The 16,778-nt window shown below is 59.4% G+C and carries 23 protein-coding genes and 1 pseudogene; all 24 read right to left on the minus strand.

Annotation, left to right across the window (positions count from 1 at the left end; genetic code table 11):
- Positions 1 to 4 precede the first annotated feature (4 nt).
- The 24 genes and pseudogenes from OES25_05570 to rplP all read right to left on the minus strand — a co-directional run bounded on the left by OES25_05570 (position 5) and on the right by rplP (position 16,762).
- Positions 5 to 2,539, minus strand: a complete 2,535-nt coding sequence (locus tag OES25_05570; GenBank protein MDH3627109.1) for a zinc-dependent metalloprotease — start codon at positions 2,537 to 2,539, stop codon at positions 5 to 7.
- 106 nt (positions 2,540 to 2,645) lie between these two features.
- Complete coding sequence (carB, locus tag OES25_05575; protein MDH3627110.1) at positions 2,646 to 5,873, minus strand: carbamoyl-phosphate synthase large subunit; 3,228 nt, start codon at positions 5,871 to 5,873, stop codon at positions 2,646 to 2,648.
- Positions 5,874 to 5,989: 116 nt separating this feature from the next.
- Positions 5,990 to 6,376 carry a 50S ribosomal protein L17 gene (gene rplQ / locus OES25_05580; protein ID MDH3627111.1) on the minus strand — a complete coding sequence of 129 codons (387 nt, stop codon included), beginning with the start codon at positions 6,374 to 6,376 and terminating at the stop codon, positions 5,990 to 5,992.
- Positions 6,377 to 6,402: 26 nt separating this feature from the next.
- A complete protein-coding gene (locus OES25_05585; protein MDH3627112.1) occupies positions 6,403 to 7,383 on the minus strand; it encodes a DNA-directed RNA polymerase subunit alpha in 981 nt (326 codons plus the stop codon).
- Between the two features lie 44 nt (positions 7,384 to 7,427).
- Complete coding sequence (rpsD, locus tag OES25_05590; GenBank protein MDH3627113.1) at positions 7,428 to 8,054, minus strand: 30S ribosomal protein S4; 627 nt, start codon at positions 8,052 to 8,054, stop codon at positions 7,428 to 7,430.
- An 18-nt stretch (positions 8,055 to 8,072) separates the two neighbouring features.
- Positions 8,073 to 8,471 (minus strand): 30S ribosomal protein S11, encoded by a 399-nt coding sequence (gene rpsK / locus OES25_05595; protein ID MDH3627114.1) that lies wholly within the window; start codon positions 8,469 to 8,471, stop codon positions 8,073 to 8,075.
- Positions 8,472 to 8,492: 21 nt separating this feature from the next.
- Positions 8,493 to 8,864 (minus strand): 30S ribosomal protein S13, encoded by a 372-nt coding sequence (rpsM, locus tag OES25_05600; protein ID MDH3627115.1) that lies wholly within the window; start codon positions 8,862 to 8,864, stop codon positions 8,493 to 8,495.
- Between the two features lie 35 nt (positions 8,865 to 8,899).
- Complete coding sequence (rpmJ, locus tag OES25_05605) at positions 8,900 to 9,013, minus strand: 50S ribosomal protein L36 (protein MDH3627116.1); 114 nt, start codon at positions 9,011 to 9,013, stop codon at positions 8,900 to 8,902.
- 30 nt (positions 9,014 to 9,043) lie between these two features.
- Positions 9,044 to 9,268 (minus strand): translation initiation factor IF-1, encoded by a 225-nt coding sequence (infA, locus tag OES25_05610; protein ID MDH3627117.1) that lies wholly within the window; start codon positions 9,266 to 9,268, stop codon positions 9,044 to 9,046.
- Positions 9,269 to 9,285: 17 nt separating this feature from the next.
- Complete coding sequence (gene map / locus OES25_05615) at positions 9,286 to 10,077, minus strand: type I methionyl aminopeptidase (protein MDH3627118.1); 792 nt, start codon at positions 10,075 to 10,077, stop codon at positions 9,286 to 9,288.
- A 117-nt stretch (positions 10,078 to 10,194) separates the two neighbouring features.
- Positions 10,195 to 11,586, minus strand: coding sequence for a preprotein translocase subunit SecY (gene secY, locus OES25_05620; GenBank protein ID MDH3627119.1), 1,392 nt, complete (start codon positions 11,584 to 11,586; stop codon positions 10,195 to 10,197).
- Between the two features lie 89 nt (positions 11,587 to 11,675).
- A pseudogene (rplO, locus tag OES25_05625) lies at positions 11,676 to 12,113 on the minus strand (50S ribosomal protein L15).
- Positions 12,114 to 12,182: 69 nt separating this feature from the next.
- Positions 12,183 to 12,392 (minus strand): 50S ribosomal protein L30, encoded by a 210-nt coding sequence (gene rpmD, locus OES25_05630; GenBank protein ID MDH3627120.1) that lies wholly within the window; start codon positions 12,390 to 12,392, stop codon positions 12,183 to 12,185.
- Positions 12,389 to 12,901, minus strand: coding sequence for a 30S ribosomal protein S5 (gene rpsE, locus OES25_05635; protein ID MDH3627121.1), 513 nt, complete (start codon positions 12,899 to 12,901; stop codon positions 12,389 to 12,391). The genes rpmD and rpsE overlap by 4 nt, the downstream gene beginning before the upstream one ends.
- A 33-nt stretch (positions 12,902 to 12,934) precedes the next feature.
- A complete protein-coding gene (gene rplR, locus OES25_05640; protein MDH3627122.1) occupies positions 12,935 to 13,291 on the minus strand; it encodes a 50S ribosomal protein L18 in 357 nt (118 codons plus the stop codon).
- Between the two features lie 28 nt (positions 13,292 to 13,319).
- Entirely contained in the window at positions 13,320 to 13,856 is a 537-nt protein-coding gene (gene rplF, locus OES25_05645; protein ID MDH3627123.1) for a 50S ribosomal protein L6, read from the minus strand.
- 21 nt (positions 13,857 to 13,877) lie between these two features.
- A complete protein-coding gene (gene rpsH / locus OES25_05650; protein ID MDH3627124.1) occupies positions 13,878 to 14,276 on the minus strand; it encodes a 30S ribosomal protein S8 in 399 nt (132 codons plus the stop codon).
- A gap of 13 nt (positions 14,277 to 14,289) precedes the next feature.
- The gene (locus tag OES25_05655; GenBank protein ID MDH3627125.1) at positions 14,290 to 14,475 is read right to left on the minus strand and encodes a type Z 30S ribosomal protein S14; all 186 of its coding nucleotides are present in this window, start codon (positions 14,473 to 14,475) and stop codon (positions 14,290 to 14,292) included.
- Between the two features lie 14 nt (positions 14,476 to 14,489).
- On the minus strand, positions 14,490 to 15,035 hold the full coding sequence (rplE, locus tag OES25_05660) for a 50S ribosomal protein L5 (protein MDH3627126.1): 546 nt from the start codon (positions 15,033 to 15,035) through the stop codon (positions 14,490 to 14,492).
- 19 nt (positions 15,036 to 15,054) lie between these two features.
- Complete coding sequence (rplX, locus tag OES25_05665) at positions 15,055 to 15,387, minus strand: 50S ribosomal protein L24 (protein ID MDH3627127.1); 333 nt, start codon at positions 15,385 to 15,387, stop codon at positions 15,055 to 15,057.
- Complete coding sequence (gene rplN, locus OES25_05670; protein MDH3627128.1) at positions 15,387 to 15,755, minus strand: 50S ribosomal protein L14; 369 nt, start codon at positions 15,753 to 15,755, stop codon at positions 15,387 to 15,389. Before rplN ends, rplX begins: the two co-directional genes overlap by 1 nt.
- A 30-nt stretch (positions 15,756 to 15,785) precedes the next feature.
- Positions 15,786 to 16,103 carry a 30S ribosomal protein S17 gene (gene rpsQ, locus OES25_05675; GenBank protein ID MDH3627129.1) on the minus strand — a complete coding sequence of 106 codons (318 nt, stop codon included), beginning with the start codon at positions 16,101 to 16,103 and terminating at the stop codon, positions 15,786 to 15,788.
- Complete coding sequence (gene rpmC, locus OES25_05680; GenBank protein MDH3627130.1) at positions 16,100 to 16,318, minus strand: 50S ribosomal protein L29; 219 nt, start codon at positions 16,316 to 16,318, stop codon at positions 16,100 to 16,102. The genes rpsQ and rpmC overlap by 4 nt, the downstream gene beginning before the upstream one ends.
- Before the next feature lie 33 nt (positions 16,319 to 16,351).
- The gene (gene rplP, locus OES25_05685) at positions 16,352 to 16,762 is read right to left on the minus strand and encodes a 50S ribosomal protein L16 (GenBank protein ID MDH3627131.1); all 411 of its coding nucleotides are present in this window, start codon (positions 16,760 to 16,762) and stop codon (positions 16,352 to 16,354) included.
- Positions 16,763 to 16,778: the final 16 nt, after the last annotated feature.

The raw sequence follows: 16,778 nt of genomic DNA on the forward strand, positions 1-16,778 counted from the left end.
CTCCCTAGTCGTCGTCGTCAAGCGCCGCCTCGATCCGGGCCGCCAGGTCCAGACGATGGGCGCGATCGGTGGCGTCATTCGGCGCGTTCTCTTCCAGCATCGTTGCCAGCGTGGTCAACTCGAATCGAGCCAGAGCAGGCAGGTCGGAACTCTCGGCCGGTTTAGTGAGCGTGGCGCCGAGATGCTCGACGTACGCCCGTTGGAGATTGCGGCGGTAGATCGTCGCCGGCTCCCCTGCACTTACTTCCGCGAACAGTCCCTTCCGTAAGTCGACCATCATCTCCGTCGGTGCGTAACCCGACTCCTGACGCCCGTGATGCTCGCTCATGCGATTGATGCGGGACGCAGTCACGAGCGCACGGAGGACACGCTTCTGTCCGCTGAGGATCTGCTGCGCGACACCCGAACCCGTCAGACGGAGAACGATGTCGTCCTCGACGAATGAGTCCGGCACGTTGAACGCGTTCGACACCAGGAAGCGTACAGCCTCACGCTGGTAGTCGGGATCGTTCGCGGCAAAACGACGATCGGCGTCGCCGTAGAACAGGTTGTCCTTACGCACGCCACCGACCACGCTGACGACATGGCCCATCTCTCTTGACCACTGGGAAGTCAACTCACGATAGACATCGCCCAGGAGGTCGTAGTTCTCTCCTTGACTACACGTTGCGTTGACCAGGAAATCTGCAATTCGCTCGAGGTTCAGGAGCCCCAGTCGAGTGGCCTCCACGGCATCGTCGCCGAGGTCCTCCGTCTGCTGCGTGGAATCCTCGAACGCGTTGGGACCACCGAAGCGAAGCATCGGGTTATCGATCTGCTGGGCGACGATGGCTTCGAGTTCGGCCTTCTCGTCGGCATCGGCGGCAAACTCGCGATAACCCCAGTTGGCTGCGAACAGGTCGTAGGGTCCGACACCGGGCACCAACGCGGCACCATCGCCCGGCTGTGCGACATAGTTGAACCGTGCGTAGTCCATGATCGAAGGGGCCGTGCCATTCTCTCGTGTCCATTCCGGATCGCGCAACTGAGCGACGGTGTAACTCGACGACGCCTTCATGTTGTGCGGGAAGCCAAGCGAATGACCCACTTCGTGAGCAACGACGAACCGAACAAGCTCACCGATCAGGTCATCCGGTAGCGGGAACTTACGTGCCCGCTCGTCGGATGCGGCGGCCTGGACGAAATACCAATCACGGGTCAACGTCATGACGTTGTGGAACATCCGCACGTCGGCCTCGAGGATCTCGCCGGTCCGTGGATCTGATACGTGAGGACCGAACGCGTTCTTGATCGCCGCCGGCAGCCAGCGAATGCTGGATACCCGGGCATCCTCGGGATCCCAATCGGGATCCACGGACGGGTCCGGAGGATACTCCCCACGGATCGCGTTCTTGAACCCCGCGGCCTCAAAGGCCGGGATCCAGTCGTCGATACCCTGCTTGACGTAGGGCTTCAGATCGTCGGGCACCCCGCGCCCGACGTAGAACACGATGGGCTTGACCGGCTCCGACATCTTGGCCTTGGGCTTCTTCTTCTCGAGACGCCAGCGGGTGATATAGCGAACCCGCTCGGCCTCATGATTGGAGTCATCGGAAAAATCGATGAAGCCGATGCTGAAGAAACCGACTCGCTCATCGAAGCGACGCGGTTTCATCGGATTTTCGGGCAACAACACCATGCTGTGATGCAGCACCGCCGTCAGACCGCTGCTGGTCGGGACAGGCGTGCGGCGGGGTATGCCACCGGGATTTGGCCTGGGCAACGGTTTGGCCGGCCCGTAGCTGGCAAGAACGCTGGTCTCCACGTTGGTGGGAAAGGCTCGTACACTCTCGATGAACGAGCGCTTGGAATCCATGGCGCTCACGCCACCAAGCGTGTTTCGCGCCGTAAACTCCGGCACGTCCTTGACGAACACTTGGGTCACATCGATGACCGGCGCCTTGTCGACACCATACGCCGCGACATCGAACGCCATGATGATGGGAGCGAGGTTGGTCTTGTCGACCACGTCCCGAATCGAGCCATCCGGGTCGGCGCGAATCGTGTAGCGGACATCCCGTAGCAACACGCGATCGCCGCGCTGCTCCCAGCGAACGACCCGGTCCTGGACCGGCATGCCTGCATACGAATTTCCGGCGGTCGTCTCGGAAACCTGTGTCACCCAGAGCATCTCCGTATCGAGTGCACTCGGTGGAAACTCGAAGTAGAGCTTGTCGTCAACGAGATGAACGCGAAACAGGCCGACTTCGGACTTGGCCTCTTCGGTGATGACCTCATCGTAGGGCTTGATCTTGGACTTCGAGTCCTTCTTGTCTTTCTTGTCGCCCTCGGGGTCCTTCTTTGGGTCTTCCTTGGGATCCTCCTTGGGATCCTCCTTGGGTTCTTTCTTGGGTTCTTCTTTGGGCTTATCGGGATCCTGGAAACTCGGGGAGCTCCCGTCGTCCGTCAGCGTGACGCCGGTGGCGGCGTGCAGCCCGACCGGCAGGTAGGCCAAGAGCGCCAGGAGAGCGAGGCGCGCAAAGAGAGCGCGAACAGACATGGAGCACCTCCGTCAGTTTCCGGTCAATCCCGTGATAGGTCCCGCGATTCTACGGGCGGGACAGGCCCGATAGTAGAGGTTTCTTACGGCGATGAGACCCGGAGGTTCAGCGGGTCTGGGCCAGCCCCTCGTAGATCGACTGGAGGCTCTCCACCGGCATCTCACCCCTCCTCAGGGCAGCGACGGCCTGCACCATGGCATGGGCCCCGGAAAGCGTCGTGATCAGCGGTATCCCCCGCTGGGTCGCCACGATCCTCATCGCGGTTTCGTCGTGATAGGAGTCTCGCCCCAGGGGCGTATTGACGATCACTGCCACGTCCCCGTTCTTCATCCGATCGACGATGTTTGGACGACCTTCGAGCACCTTGTAGACCTCCTCGCAATCGAATCCTTCCGCGAGGAGTGCCGCCCGCGTCCCCTTGGTCGCGATCAGGCCAAAGCCCTGCTCGGTCAGGGCGCGAGCGATCTCGATGGCCGCGGGCTTGTCGTTGTCGTTCACGGACAGGAAGGCCAGCCCCGCGGTCGGCAGGACCGTTCCAGCACCCAGTTGGGCCTTGGCGAAGGCCATCGGGAAGTCGGCCGCCACACCCATGACCTCGCCTGTGCTTCGCATCTCCGGACCCAGGACCGGGTCCTCACCGGGGAATCGGGTGAACGGAAAGACCGCCTCCTTGACGTAGAAACCTTTCACCGGAGGCTCTTCCAGCAGACCTAAGTCTTTCAACGTACGGCCGACCATGAGCCGCGCAGCGATCGACGCAAGCGGAATTCCGGTCGCCTTGGCCACGAACGGCACGGTCCGACTGGCCCTCGGATTGACCTCGAGGACGTAGAGCGTCCCCTGATGGATCGCGTACTGGACATTCATCAGGCCACGGACGTTCAGTGCCCTCGCAAGCCGGCGTGTGTAGTCTCGAATCTGATCCAGCTTTTCGATCACCACCGGGTGAACCGGCGGAATGACGCAGGCGGAGTCTCCCGAATGAACCCCGGCCTCTTCGATGTGCTGGAGGATTCCTGCGATCACGACGTCCTCGCCGTCGGAGATGGCGTCGACATCGACCTCGAATGCGTCCTCGAGGAATCGATCCAGCAGGACCGGGTGGCCGGGACTTGCGTCGATCGCCTTCCGCATCGTGTCCTTGAGAATCTCCTCGTCATGCGTGATGAACATCGCGCGACCACCCAGGACGTACGAGGGTCGAACCAGGACCGGGTAGCCGATCCTTGCGGCGACCTCCCTGGCCTCTTCGAAGGTACGAGCCGTTCCCCACATGGGAGCCGGGATTCCCTGTTCATCGAGTAGGGCACCGAAGCGTCGTCGATCCTCAGCCAGGTCGATGGAATCCGGTGAGGTCCCGATGATCGGCACGCCTTCCTTCTGCAACGCCAGCGCCAACCCCAGCGGCGTCTGCCCGCCAAACTGAACGATCACGCCTTCCGGCTTCTCGAGTTCTGCGATTCGAAGCACGTCCTCGAGGGTCAAGGGCTCGAAGTAGAGTCGATCCGAGGTGTCGTAGTCCGTCGAGACCGTCTCAGGATTGCAATTCACCATGATGCTTTCGATGCCCTCCTCCGCGAGGGCGAACGAAGCATGACAACAGCAATAGTCGAACTCAATCCCCTGACCGATCCGATTGGGGCCACCGCCGAGGATCATCACCTTCCGGCGGTCCGTCGGCTCGGCCTCACACTCGGACTCGTACGTCGAGTAGAAGTAGGGTGTCTCCGCGGCGAACTCTGCGGCGCAGGTGTCGACCCTCTTGAAGACCGCCTCGATACCGCGAGAGAGACGATGGCTCCGGATCTTGTCCTCTTCCGTGCCCATCAGACCGGCCAGGTGAACGTCGGAGAACCCCTGTCGCTTGGCGCCGAGCAACAGATCGTCCGGTAGCGATGCCAACTGAAACGAGCGAAGACGTCCTTCCAGTTGGATGATCTGCTCGATCTGCGTGAGGAACCACGGATCGACGTGGGTCAGCTCGGCGACGGATTCCACGGTCATCCCGCACTGCAAGGCATGCACGATGGAAAACAATCGATCGGCGTTCGGAGTGATCAAGCGCTCTCGTAGATGCTCGGCTTCGTGGGGTTCGTGAGTCTGCGTCGTCAGCCCAAAGCGGCCGATCTCCAGGGAACGAACGGCCTTCTGGAGAGCCTCCTTGAACGTCCTCCCCATCGCCATCGCCTCTCCGACCGATCGCATGGCGGTTCCGAGCGCATTGCTGGTCGATGGGAACTTCTCGAAGGTCCATCGTGGAATCTTCACAACGACGTAATCCAGTGTCGGCTCGAACGATGAGGGTGTCGACTTGGTGATGTCGTTGGGGATCTCGTCCAGGGTGTAGCCGACGGCGAGCTTCGCAGCGATCTTCGCGATGGGGAAGCCCGTCGCTTTCGAGGCAAGGGCCGACGAACGAGAGACGCGGGGGTTCATCTCGATGACGACCATCCGACCGCTATTGGGTTCGACGGCGAATTGGATGTTGGACCCGCCGGTCTCCACACCGATGGCTCGAATGACGCGTATCGCCGCGTCTCGCATCTGGTGGTATTCCTTGTCGGTAAGCGTCTGGGCAGGCGCGACGGTGATCGAGTCCCCGGTGTGAACACCCATGGCGTCGAAGTTCTCGATGGAGCAGATTACGACGACGTTGTCGTTGAGATCCCGCATCAACTCCAACTCAAACTCTTTCCAGCCGAGCACGGATTGCTCGACGAGCACCTGCGTCGCGGGGCTGGCTTCCAGTCCCTCCTGCACGATCTGCTCGAACTCCTCGACGTTGTAGGCCGCGCCTCCACCATGACCGCCAAGCGTGAACGACGGGCGAATGATCACCGGATACCCCGTCCGCTCCACGATCTCCCGTGCCTCGTCCAGCGTGTTGGCCGTCCCGCTGATAGGCGTCTCCAGGCCGATCTCAACCATGACGTCCTTGAACGCCTGACGATCCTCGGCCTTGTTGATGGCCTCGATGTTGGCCCCGATCAGTTTCACGCCATGACGCTCTAGCACGCCTCGATCGTTGAGCTCGACCGTGACGTTCAGCGCCGTCTGGCCACCGACGGTCGGCAGAAGAGCGTCCGGCTTCTCCTTCTCGATGATCTTCTCGACAACCTCCACCGTCAGCGGCTCGACATACGTCCTGTCGGCGGTCATCGGGTCGGTCATGATCGTGGCGGGATTGGAATTGACGAGAACGACTTCGAAGCCTTCCTCGCGAAGAGCCTTGCAAGCCTGGGTCCCCGAGTAGTCGAATTCGCACGCCTGGCCGATGACGATCGGCCCCGATCCGATAATGAGGATCTTCTTGATGTCTGTTCGCCTGGGCACGGCCCGCTCCCTCTTCGGAGTCTGTCAATAGAAAAAGAGGGAGCCAGGCTCCCTCTTATCGTCTTCAGTTGTGTTGGCTGTCCGCCACCGTCACGATCCTGTCCTCGCTTTCAGAACTACGAGTTGTCGCCTGCGCCCTCGTCTGTACTCGAGTCGACCAATTCGATGATCGCCATCTCGGCGTTGTCGCCACGACGGGGGCCGAGCTTGATAATCCGCGTGTAGCCGCCGGGACGTTGCGCGTAACGCGCGGCGAGGCTGTCGAAGAGCTTGGCAACGACCTTGCGATCCGGAATCGAACGCAAGACCTGTCGCCGAGCGTGCAGCGTCTCTCGCTTGGACAGCGTCACGAGACGCTCGGCATACGGGCGTAGGGCCTTGGCCTTCGCCAGCGTCGTCTTGATCCGTTCGTTGGTGAAGAGTGAACTGGACATGTTTCGCAGCATCGCCATGCGATGCTCAGACGTCCTACCCAGTTTTCTTCCGCTCTTTCTGTGTCTCATCGTTGCCTCAATCTTCAGTTGCCCGGTCAGACAAGGATCTTGTTCCGGCGGCTGTCGACATCCATGCCGAGGGACAGACCCATCTCGTTCAGGATATCCTTGATCTCGTTAAGCGATTTGCGGCCGAAGTTCTTGGTCTTCAGCATCTCGTTCTCGGTCTTGATCACAAGATCGCCGATCGTCTTGATGTCGGCATTCTTGAGACAGTTGTAGGACCGAACGGAGAGTTCCAGTTCATCGACCGAGCGACCCAGCTGATCCAGAAGACGCTCGTCCTCGGTTGTCGGGTAGTCCAGCTCTTCCTCAGGGGACTCTTCAAAGTTGATGAAGATCGCCATGTGGTCTTTGAGTAGCTTGCCGGCAAGCGCGATGGCGTCCTGCGGCGGGACTGCGCCGTTGGTCCAGACCTCGAGCATCAACTTGTCATAATCCGTCGTCTGCCCCAGACGAGCGTCCTCGACACTGAAGTTGACCTTCTTGACGGGTGTGTGGACCGAATCCAGCGGAATGTAACCGATCGCCAGATCGTCATCGAAGTTGCGATCCGCCGTGATGTAGCCACGGCCGCGACGGAGACGCATCTCCATCTGAATGCGACCCTCTTCGGATAGCGTGGCGATCTCGACCGACGGGTCCAGGATCTCGACGTTACCGCTGGTCTGGATGTCTCCGGCGGTGATCGTGCCCGACCCCTCGGCGGTCAGCATCAGCGTTTCCGGCTGATCGCTGTGGATCCGGAACGGAACCCGCTTGAGATTCAGGATGATGTCCGTGGTGTCCTCGACGATTCCGGGAATCGACGAGAACTCATGAAGAACGCCCTCGATCTTCACGGCCGTGATCGCAGCACCCTCGATGGACGACATCAGGATGCGTCGCAGCGCGTTGCCGATCGTGACACCAAACCCCCGTTCGAAGGGTTGTGCGTGGAATCGTCCAAATGTTGCGGTCAAGGACTCGGACTCGACGTCGAGTCGCTTCGGTCGTTGGAATCCCTTCCAGAGCATACGCATCTCCTACGGGGGGTATCCCCCGTTTCAGTCTCGCTACGTTACTTCGAGTACAACTCGACGATGAGCTGCTCCTGGATCGGCATGGTGATGTCATCCCGTTCCGGAAGCTGCTTGACGGTTCCCTGGAACTGGTCTGCGTCCAGCTCCAGCCACGCGGGTACTCCGCGTCCCTTGGCGGTATCGAGGCAGATCTTGACCTGGTCGTTCTTGCGGCTCTTGTCCCGCAGTGCAATGACGGCGCCGGGCTTGACCTGATACGAGGCGACGGTCACCTTCTTGCCGTTGATCTGAAAATGACCATGGGCTACAAGCTGACGGGCCATCGATCGAGACGAGGCGAACCCCAGTCGATAGACGACGTTGTCCAGGCGACGCTCGAGCATCTGCAGAAGGTTGGACCCCGTGATCCCCTTGGTTCCCGCAGCGTGCTTGAAGTAGGTACGAAACTGGCGTTCCAGCACTCCGTACATCCTCTTGACCTTCTGCTTCTCACGAAGCTGAATGCCATAGCTCTGAATCTTGGTTCGACGGCGTCCGTGTTGGCCCGGGGCGTAACCACGTCGCTCGAACGCACACTTTTCCTTGAAGCATCGATCGCCCTTGAGGAATAGCTTTAATCCCTCACGGCGACATAGTCGGCAAACAGCTCCAGTCGTTCTGGCCACGGTGTCTCTCTCCTCGCTCTAGACACGACGCCGCTTCGGCGGTCGACAGCCGTTGTGCGGGATCGGAGTTACATCCTTGATTGTCTTGATCTCGATATTGGCACTCTGCAGCGCGCGGATCGATGACTCGCGCCCGGAGCCGGGACCCTTGACGCGAACGTCGGCCGTGCGGACACCGTTGTCGCGCGCGCCACGGGCCGCAAGACCGGCAGCGGACTGAGCCGCGAACGGAGTCCCCTTCCGCGATCCCTTGAAACCCTGACCGCCGGACGAGGCCCAGCTGATCACGTTGCCGAGGGGGTCGGCAAAGGTGATGATCGTGTTGTTGAACGTCGCACGGATATGACAGATCGCGTGCGGGATGTTCTTCTTTTCTTTCTTGCCACCCTTGCGGCTCGATTTCGTTGATTTCGCCATCGTTCTATTTCGTCCTCTTCCCTATGCCTTCTTCTTACCGGCGATTGCGCGACGGGGGCCACGACGGGTACGTGCGTTGGTGTGGGTTCGTTGTCCACGAGTCGGCAAGTTGCGTCGGTGACGCAAGCCGCGATAGGCGCCGATCTCGATCAGCCGCTTGATATCGAGGGAGACCGCCTTACGAAGATCACCTTCCACACGGCCTTCCTGGTTCAGGAGTCGCTGAATACGAAGCGACTCGTCATCCGTCAGATCCTTCACCTTCGTCGCCGGATCGATCCTCAACTTATCGAGGATCTGATTCGAACGGGTGCGTCCGATCCCATAGATGTACGTCAAACCAATCTCGATCCGCTTACTGGGCGGAAGTTCGATTCCTGCGATGCGAGCCACGAGCTACTCCTCTACCGACCGAAGGTTAATCCGGCCTATCCCTGTCGTTGCTTGTGCTTTGGGTTCTCACAGATGACACGAACCACCCCACGGCGGCGAATCACCTTGCACTTGTCGCACATCTTTTTCACGGAGCTACGTACCTTCATGATCCTGCTCTCCAACCGATCTATTCGAGGCTACTTGTATCGGTAGACGATCCGTCCACGGGACAGATCGTACGGCGACAACTCGACCAACACGCGATCTCCCGGCAGGATGCGAATGAAGTGCTTCCGCATCTTTCCCGAGATATGTGCCAGAACCTTGTGCTCTGCACGATCGACCAATTCGAGCTTGAACATGGCGTTTGGAAGGGGCTCCAACACCGTGGCTTCAACCTCGATTGCTTCTTCTTTTGCCATCTAGCGAATACCCTGACTTACGAAAGACAGCCAACCGGAGCGCCCAGCACCCGCGGTTCACCGTTTGTAATTGCGACGCAGACTTCGAAATGAGCGGACCGACGACCGTCGCGGGTCCGTGCGGTCCACAGGTCCCGAGCGCTGACCATGACCTCCGGTCCACCGGCGTTGACCATCGGCTCGATGGCGAGAACCATCCCCTTCTGGAGGCGCTCTCGTCGACCCGGCGCACCAAAGTTTGGAACCTGCGGATCCTCGTGGAGGCTGGCGCCGATTCCGTGTCCGACGAACTCTTGCACGACCGAGAAGCCGTGCTTCTCGACGTGGGATTGCACCGCGTGACCGATATCCGACACACGGTTTCCCAGCCGGGTCTGCTGAACACCCAACTCAAGGGATTCTCGGGTCACCTTCAGGAGAAACTTCGACTCCTCGTCGATGTTTCCAACCGGGAAGGTTCGCGCCGAGTCGCCGTAGTAGCCGCGATAGAGAACGCCGACATCCACCGAGACGATGTCCCCGTCCTCCAGGACTCGATTCTCGTCGGGTACTCCGTGAACGATCTCATCGTTCACCGAGACGCAGGCGCTACCTGGAAAATCCTTGCCATCGTTGTTGTGCGGGTAGCCCTTGAACGCAGGGACCCCTCCGGCTTCGACGAGACGCGTCTCGACGATCCGATCGATCTCCTTGGTCGTCATCCCTACGCCGATCTGCATCGACAGAGCATCAAGGGTGTCACGGATGATGCGATTGGCCTCATCCATGATCTCGATCTCAGCTGGGGATTTGAGAATCAAACCGCTCACACACACCTCGAGGTCCCGAGGGACCCCACGACAACAAAAGTCCCAACGGCGTGGACGCCGATGGGTAAACGCGAAATTATAGCAAAATTCTTCAATTTCGGCCTTCAGGCTTCAGGGTCATCGACGGGGTTTCAGACGGGTTCCCTTAAGGAATCCGTCGTAATGACGCATGATCAGCTGGGATTCGATCTGCTGCACGGTGTCCATGGCGACACCGACCACAATCAGGAGCGAGGTCCCGCCGAAGAAGAACTTCACGTTCAGGCCCTGAGTGATGAAGCTGGGTAGCCAGCGATCGAGGAACTCCCCGATCCAGGGCAGCGGTGCCACCTGGAATCCGCTGGTCAGAAGGACCGGCAGGAGACTGATGCTGGCCAGGTAGATCGCGCCCCCGAAGGTCAGCCGGGTCAGGATCCGATCGATATGCTCGGCGGTCTTCTTGCCGGGGCGAATCCCGGGAATGAAGCCACCGTATTTCTTCATGTTGTCGGCCTGATCCATCGGATTGAAGATGATCGACACGTAGAAGAAACAGAAGAACATGATCATGATGGCGTAGATCAGGTTGTAGAGCAGGGCGGAGTACTGGAGTTGATTGACCAACGCCTGAACCCAGCCCACATCCCGCAACGCCCCCATCTGACCCATCGTCGTCGGAATCGCAAGCACCGAGGACGCGAAGATCACCGGGATCACACCGGCGGTATTGACCCTGAGCGGAAGATAAGTGGATGCGCCACCGTAGACCCGGCGGCCGACGACGCGGCGAGCGTATTGGATCGGAAGCCGACGCTGAGCGCGTTCGACGAAGACGATCGCCGCGACGACCAGGATCATCATCGCGATGATGATCAGGACGACGAACAGGTCGATCTGACCGCTCTGTAGATCCTGGATGGTATTGGCGATGGCGTTGGGCAGACCGACCACGATGCCGGCGTAGATGATCAACGAGATTCCGTTGCCGATGCCACGCTCGGAGATCTGTTCACCGATCCACATGATGAACGCCGTTCCGGTGGTCAGCGTCAACATGGTCATTAGCTGGAAGCCAAGACCCGGATTGAGGACGATCTGTCCGGTGCCGGCACCAAGACTTGTCGACTGAAGCCACAACGCAATGGTGAACGACTGGACGAGAGACAACGCGACCGTGCCGTAGCGCGTGTACTGCGTGATCTTCTTACGTCCGGCCTCCCCTTCCTTGCTGAGTTTCTCGAGGTACGGCCAGACAACCGTCAGCAGCTGCAGGATGATCGACGCCGTGATGTACGGCATGATGCCCAGAGCGAAGATCGTCAGTCGGCTGAAGGCGCCGCCGGAGAACATGTCCACAAACCCGAGGATGCCGCCCGCCTGAGACTCGAAGAACGTCTGCATCGCGGCGGTATCGATACCCGGCGTGGGAATATGCGCACCAATCCGGTAGACACCCAACATCGCCAGGGTGAAGAGCACCCGGTTGCGAAGTTCCGGAATATTGAAGATGTTTCGAAAGGCCTGAATCATTACTTATCGTCCGACATCGTTTCAGGTTTGCTCGACTTGGCCGACTTGCTCGGTTTGGCCGCACGAATCAGTTTTGTCGAAGTAGGCTTGATCAGCTCGATGGATCCGCCTGCTGCCTTGATCTTATCGGCGGCCGACTTCGTGAAGCGATGGGCGGTCACCTTCAGAGCCACGGTGATCTCGCCGTTGCCGAGCACCTTGACGCCGTCCTTGCCCTTCTTGACCAGGCCGGCTGCCAGCAGCGTCTCGGGATCGACAACGCTTCCCGCCTCGAACCCGTTCAATCGGTCGACGTTGACCGTTCGATAGCTTGTCCTGAAAATGTTGAAGAAGCCACGCTTCGGCAGTCGTCGATGGAGCGGCATCTGTCCGCCCTCGAATCCACGCTTGCTGTGGTAGCCACTGCGAGATTTCTGACCGTTCATTCCGCGGCCGGCGGTCTTGCCCCTACCGCTGCCGGGGCCGCGGCCGACCCGACGGGCCGTCTTCCGGGATCCCGGGGCCGGTTGCAGTTCGTGCAGTCTCATCGCTCGTCCCTCTCGTCAACTTCCAGTGAGTTCGTCTACTTCATGTCCCCGCGAGTCGTCGGTATCTCGTCAACCCTCGAGGATCTGTACGAGATGCGGAATCTTTTTCAGCATCCCACGCACCTGCGGATTGTCCGTCAGCTCCCGCTCGCGGCCGATTCGACCGAGACCCAGGGCTCGTAACGTGTCCTTCTGATCTTGCTTGAACCCGATCCCGCTTCGAATCTGTTTGATACGAACCGTGGCGCCGGACTTCTTACTCTTCGCTGCGGCTGTCATTGGGACATCTCCCGATGGATCTCTTCAACGTCCTTCCCACGCACGACGGCGATCTTGTCCGCTTCCTTCAGGGACATGAGCCCCTGCATCGTCGCTCGGATGACGTTGTGAGGATTCTTCGTGCCCAGGGACTTCGTGAGGATGTCCTGGACGCCGGCCGACTCGAGGATCGCTCGAACCGGCCCACCTGCGATCACACCGGTACCGGGAGATGCGGGCTTCAGAAGAACCGCGCCGGCCCCGAATCGACCGGTGATCTGGTGCGGGATCGTGTGGTCGAGCATCGGGATTCGAACCAGGTTTCTCTTCGCCTGTTCGACCCCCTTGCTGATGGCGGATGGGACCTCGCGGGCCTTGCCCACGCCATATCCGACCCAGCCATTACCGTCACCCACGACGACGAGGGCTGCGAACGAGAAGTTCTTACCGCCCTTCACGACCTTGGTCACGCGGTTGATATGGACCAAACGATCCTTCAACTCACCGGGTTGCTGTTCGTATTCCGCCACGGACTCCTCCAAACGTCGGTACAAACGACCGAACTAGAACTTCAAACCCTCTTCACGAGCGGCGTCGGCAAGTGCCTTGATCCGTCCGTGGTACAGGAAGCCGCCTCGATCGAACACGATCGCCTTGACGCCTGCACCCTTAAGCTTCTTCGCGATCAAATTGCCGACCTTCTTGGCGGCCTCACAATTTGATCCGTTCTTGATCTCTTTCAATTCCGGGCTTTGTGTGGACGCGCTGGCCAACGTTCGCCCGGACTCATCGTCGATGGCCTGGGCGTAGATATGCCGATCGCTTCGAAAGACCGCGAGTCTTGGTTGCGACGCGGTCCCATGAATCTTTCGCCGGACCCGATGTCGAATTCGACGTCGAACGTCCTTCCGTACACTCATTTTTCCTAGACTGCTCATCCGCTGACCCCTAGGCTCCGGTCTTGCCGGCCTTCTTCCGCAGTTGTTCACCCGTATACCGGATGCCCTTTAGTTTGTAGACGTCCGGCGGTCGCAGCGATCGGATCTCCGCCGCCACTTGCCCGACCTGCTGTCGATCGTATCCGCTGACACTCAGTTTCGTATTCTTCTCTACCGCGACCGCGATTCCGTCCGGAATCGGAAATACGATGGGGTGGGAAAAACCGAGGCTGAACTTCACGACCTTCCCTGCCAACTCCGCCCGGTAACCCACGCCATGGATCTCGAGATCCTTCACGAAGCCCTTGGTGACACCGTTCACGGCGTTGGCAAGAAGCGCACGGCTGAGCCCGTGTAGAGCACGCTGAGTCTTGGAGTCGTCGGCCCGCCGAACCACGAGCTGCTTCTCCTCTTGTGCCACGGTGATCCCGTCGGGAACCGTGTGCTGGAGCTTGCCCTTGGGTCCTTCGACATTGACCGTCGAACCATCGATCTTGATCTTGACGGCTGCGTCAAGTTCGATCGGCATTCTTCCAATTCTAGACATCGATCTTTCTCCGTCCTCTCGCTACCAGACGTTGCAGAGGATTTCTCCTCCGACGCCTTCGCGACGACACGCACTACCGGTCTTGATGCCTCTCGAGGTCGAGAGGATCGTGATCCCGAGTCCGTTGAGGACCTTCGGGATCTCATCCTTGTTGCAGTAGACCCGGCGCCCGGGCTTACTGACACGCTCCAGACCGGTGATCGCACGATCACCCGTCGGTGTGTACTTCAGATGCACGGTGATCGAACCCTGTACCGGGTTCTCCTCGACCGAGTACTCGTCGATATAGCCCTCGTCCTTGAGGATACCGACGATCGCGGCCTTCATCTTGGAGGCCGGAAGCACGACCTTGTCATGCTTGGCCGTCGCACCGTTACGCAGGCGCACCAACAAATCTGAAATGGGATCCGTCATACTCATCGTCTGTCCCCCGCTACCAACTCGACTTCGTGACGCCGGGCAATAGCCCCTCTAACGCCAGTTGACGGAAACAGATCCGGCAGAGCCGAAATTTTCGCAGAAATGCTCGAGGCCGTCCGCAACGCAGACAGCGATTGCGCGCACGAACTGCGAACTTCGGCTTCTTCTCGGTTTTGGCGATCCAAGCCTTGGTTGCCATGTCCGCTACCTCCGTCAGTTCTTCTTGATGAACGGCATACCGAGACCAGCAAGAAGCGCACGGGCTTCCTCGTCGGTATTCGCCGTTGTGACGATGCAAATATTCATACCCTTGACCTTCTGCACCTTGTTGTAATCGATCTCCGGGAACATCAGGTGATCGCGAACACCCAGGGTGTAGTTGCCACGACCATCAAACGCCCGGCTCGAGACGCCGCGAAAGTCACGCACACGAGGCAACGCGAGATTCAGGAGTCGATCCAGGAATTCGTACATGCGAGTGCCACGCAAGGTGACGCGACACCCGATCGGCATTCCTTCACGAAGCTTGAAGTTGGAGATGGACTTGCGCGCCTTCGTCACCGCCGGGCGTTGACCGGCGATCGTCGACAACTCGTCCACGGCCTGATCCAGCAACTTGCTGTCCTGAATTGCATCGCCCACACCCATATTGATCACGACCTTCGCGATCTTTGGGATGGCCATCGAGGAGCTGTAGCCGAACTGGCTTTTCAGAGCCGGTGCGACATCCTCCGCATATTTTTCGATCAACCTTGCCATCTCGTCCCTCTCTCTGCTGCTACTTGTCGAGGATGGTGCCGCTGGCCCTGGTCATGCGCACGCGACGTCCGTCTTCTAGTGTTTTCGTACCGATCCGTGTGCCCCGCTTCGTCTCGGGGTCCAACAACATGACATTGGAGATATGGATCGGTCCTTCACTCTCGATAACCCCGCCCTTGATATTGCGTTGCGGGTTTGGTTTCGTGTGACGCTTGACCAGGTTCACACCCTCTACCAGGAGCATTCTCCGCTTGGGGTAGACCTGAAGCACACGACGTGGGGTAGTTCGATCACGGTACTTCCCCGTAATGATAACCACACGATCTTCTTTCTTGATTCGAATCTTATTCATTACAGAACCTCGGGAGCCAGCGACACGATCTTCATGAATTTCTTGTCGCGCAATTCGCGAGCGACCGGACCGAAAACGCGGGTACCGATCGGCTCCTTGGCGTCATTGATCAGGACCGCGGCGTTCTGGTCGAAACGGATATACGAACCGTCACGACGACGCTGCGGGCTCTTCGTACGGACGATGACGGCCTTGACGACCTGCCCCTTCTTGGCGTTGCCGTCGGGCGTCGCTTCCTTGACGGATGCGGTGATGATGTCACCCACCGACGCGTACTTGCCTCGCGAGCCGCCGGCAAGATTGATACACGCAATCTTCTTGGCGCCCGAGTTATCGGCGACCTGCAGCACACTTTGCATTTGAATCATGGTCTACTCTCCGCTCTTCCGATAACTCGGTTACTCGGTTGTTCCGGCGCCCGCGTCGCCACTTGCGGTCACCGCGGCACGAACGATTCGCTGTACACGCCACCGCTTGTGAGCGGACAACGGTCGCGATTCAACGATTTCTACGGTGTCGCCGATCTTGCACTGATTGGCTTCATCGTGAGCCATGAATTTCGTCGTTTTGCGAATGTAACGACGATAGCGTCGATGAACGACGGTGCGATCGACACGAACGACGACGGTCTTGTCCATCTTGTCCGATGCGACAATACCGACCTTCGTAACCCGCCGGCGCGTATTAGTGCTCTCGGGCTGACTGTTTTCGCTCACGATTCGCTTCCTCTCGTTGCCGCCAGTTCCTGCTGTCGACGAACCGTCAACACGCGGGCGAGCTCTTTGCGTGATCGACGCACGCGTTGAGGGTCCTGCAACTGCCCGGTTGTGAGCTGGATGCGAAGCTTCCAGATCTCTTCCCGTAGCGACATCTCTTCCTTGCTGAGTTCCTCGGGACTCATTTCCCCGAGTTTTTCAAGATTCGTTGCCATCACCTACTCCAATATTCCCTGGTCCAACTGCCGTCAGGGCAGACGCTTGACGAACTTCGTCCGAAACGGCAGCTTGTGCGCCGCCAGACGCATCGCCTCTTTGGCGATATCCTCGGCGACACCCTCCATCTCGAAGAGGATGCGACCTGGCTTGATCACGGCGACCCACGCCTCCGGTGCGCCCTTACCCTTACCCATTCGAACTTCTGTCGGCTTCTTCGTGATCGGCTTGTCGGGGAAGACCCGAATCCAGATCTTTCCGCCACGCTTCACACTTCGAGTCATCGCAACACGACCCGCCTCGATCTGTCGGGACGTCAGCCAGCCGTTGTCCAGAGCCTTCAAGCCATACTCACCGAAGCTGACGGTGCAGCCGGTTTGCGCGTTTCCGCGCCGGCGTCCCCGCTGCTGCTTTCGGTGCTTGACCTTGCTTGGCATTAACATGATTGCACTCCGTCTC

It is taken from the genome of Acidobacteriota bacterium, assembly GCA_029861955.1.
GTDB lineage: Bacteria > Acidobacteriota > Polarisedimenticolia > Polarisedimenticolales > Polarisedimenticolaceae > JAOTYK01.

What these genes read in the sequence shown, in the direction of transcription:
- OES25_05570 (MDH3627109.1), bottom strand. Translation starts at nt 2,539, where the DNA reads ATGTCTGTTCGCGCTCTCTTTGCGCGCCTCGCTCTCCTGGCGCTCTTG.
- rplQ (MDH3627111.1), bottom strand. Translation starts at nt 6,376, where the DNA reads ATGAGACACAGAAAGAGCGGAAGAAAACTGGGTAGGACGTCTGAGCAT.
- OES25_05585 (MDH3627112.1), bottom strand. Translation starts at nt 7,383, where the DNA reads ATGCTCTGGAAGGGATTCCAACGACCGAAGCGACTCGACGTCGAGTCC.
- rpsK (MDH3627114.1), bottom strand. Translation starts at nt 8,471, where the DNA reads ATGGCGAAATCAACGAAATCGAGCCGCAAGGGTGGCAAGAAAGAAAAG.
- rpmJ (MDH3627116.1), bottom strand. Translation starts at nt 9,013, where the DNA reads ATGAAGGTACGTAGCTCCGTGAAAAAGATGTGCGACAAGTGCAAGGTG.
- infA (MDH3627117.1), bottom strand. Translation starts at nt 9,268, where the DNA reads ATGGCAAAAGAAGAAGCAATCGAGGTTGAAGCCACGGTGTTGGAGCCC.
- secY (MDH3627119.1), bottom strand. Translation starts at nt 11,586, where the DNA reads ATGATTCAGGCCTTTCGAAACATCTTCAATATTCCGGAACTTCGCAAC.
- rpmD (MDH3627120.1), bottom strand. Translation starts at nt 12,392, where the DNA reads ATGACAGCCGCAGCGAAGAGTAAGAAGTCCGGCGCCACGGTTCGTATC.
- rplR (MDH3627122.1), bottom strand. Translation starts at nt 13,291, where the DNA reads ATGAGTGTACGGAAGGACGTTCGACGTCGAATTCGACATCGGGTCCGG.
- rplF (MDH3627123.1), bottom strand. Translation starts at nt 13,856, where the DNA reads ATGTCTAGAATTGGAAGAATGCCGATCGAACTTGACGCAGCCGTCAAG.
- rpsH (MDH3627124.1), bottom strand. Translation starts at nt 14,276, where the DNA reads ATGAGTATGACGGATCCCATTTCAGATTTGTTGGTGCGCCTGCGTAAC.
- OES25_05655 (MDH3627125.1), bottom strand. Translation starts at nt 14,475, where the DNA reads ATGGCAACCAAGGCTTGGATCGCCAAAACCGAGAAGAAGCCGAAGTTC.
- rplE (MDH3627126.1), bottom strand. Translation starts at nt 15,035, where the DNA reads ATGGCAAGGTTGATCGAAAAATATGCGGAGGATGTCGCACCGGCTCTG.
- rplX (MDH3627127.1), bottom strand. Translation starts at nt 15,387, where the DNA reads ATGAATAAGATTCGAATCAAGAAAGAAGATCGTGTGGTTATCATTACG.
- rplN (MDH3627128.1), bottom strand. Translation starts at nt 15,755, where the DNA reads ATGATTCAAATGCAAAGTGTGCTGCAGGTCGCCGATAACTCGGGCGCC.
- rpmC (MDH3627130.1), bottom strand. Translation starts at nt 16,318, where the DNA reads ATGGCAACGAATCTTGAAAAACTCGGGGAAATGAGTCCCGAGGAACTC.
- rplP (MDH3627131.1), bottom strand. Translation starts at nt 16,762, where the DNA reads ATGTTAATGCCAAGCAAGGTCAAGCACCGAAAGCAGCAGCGGGGACGC.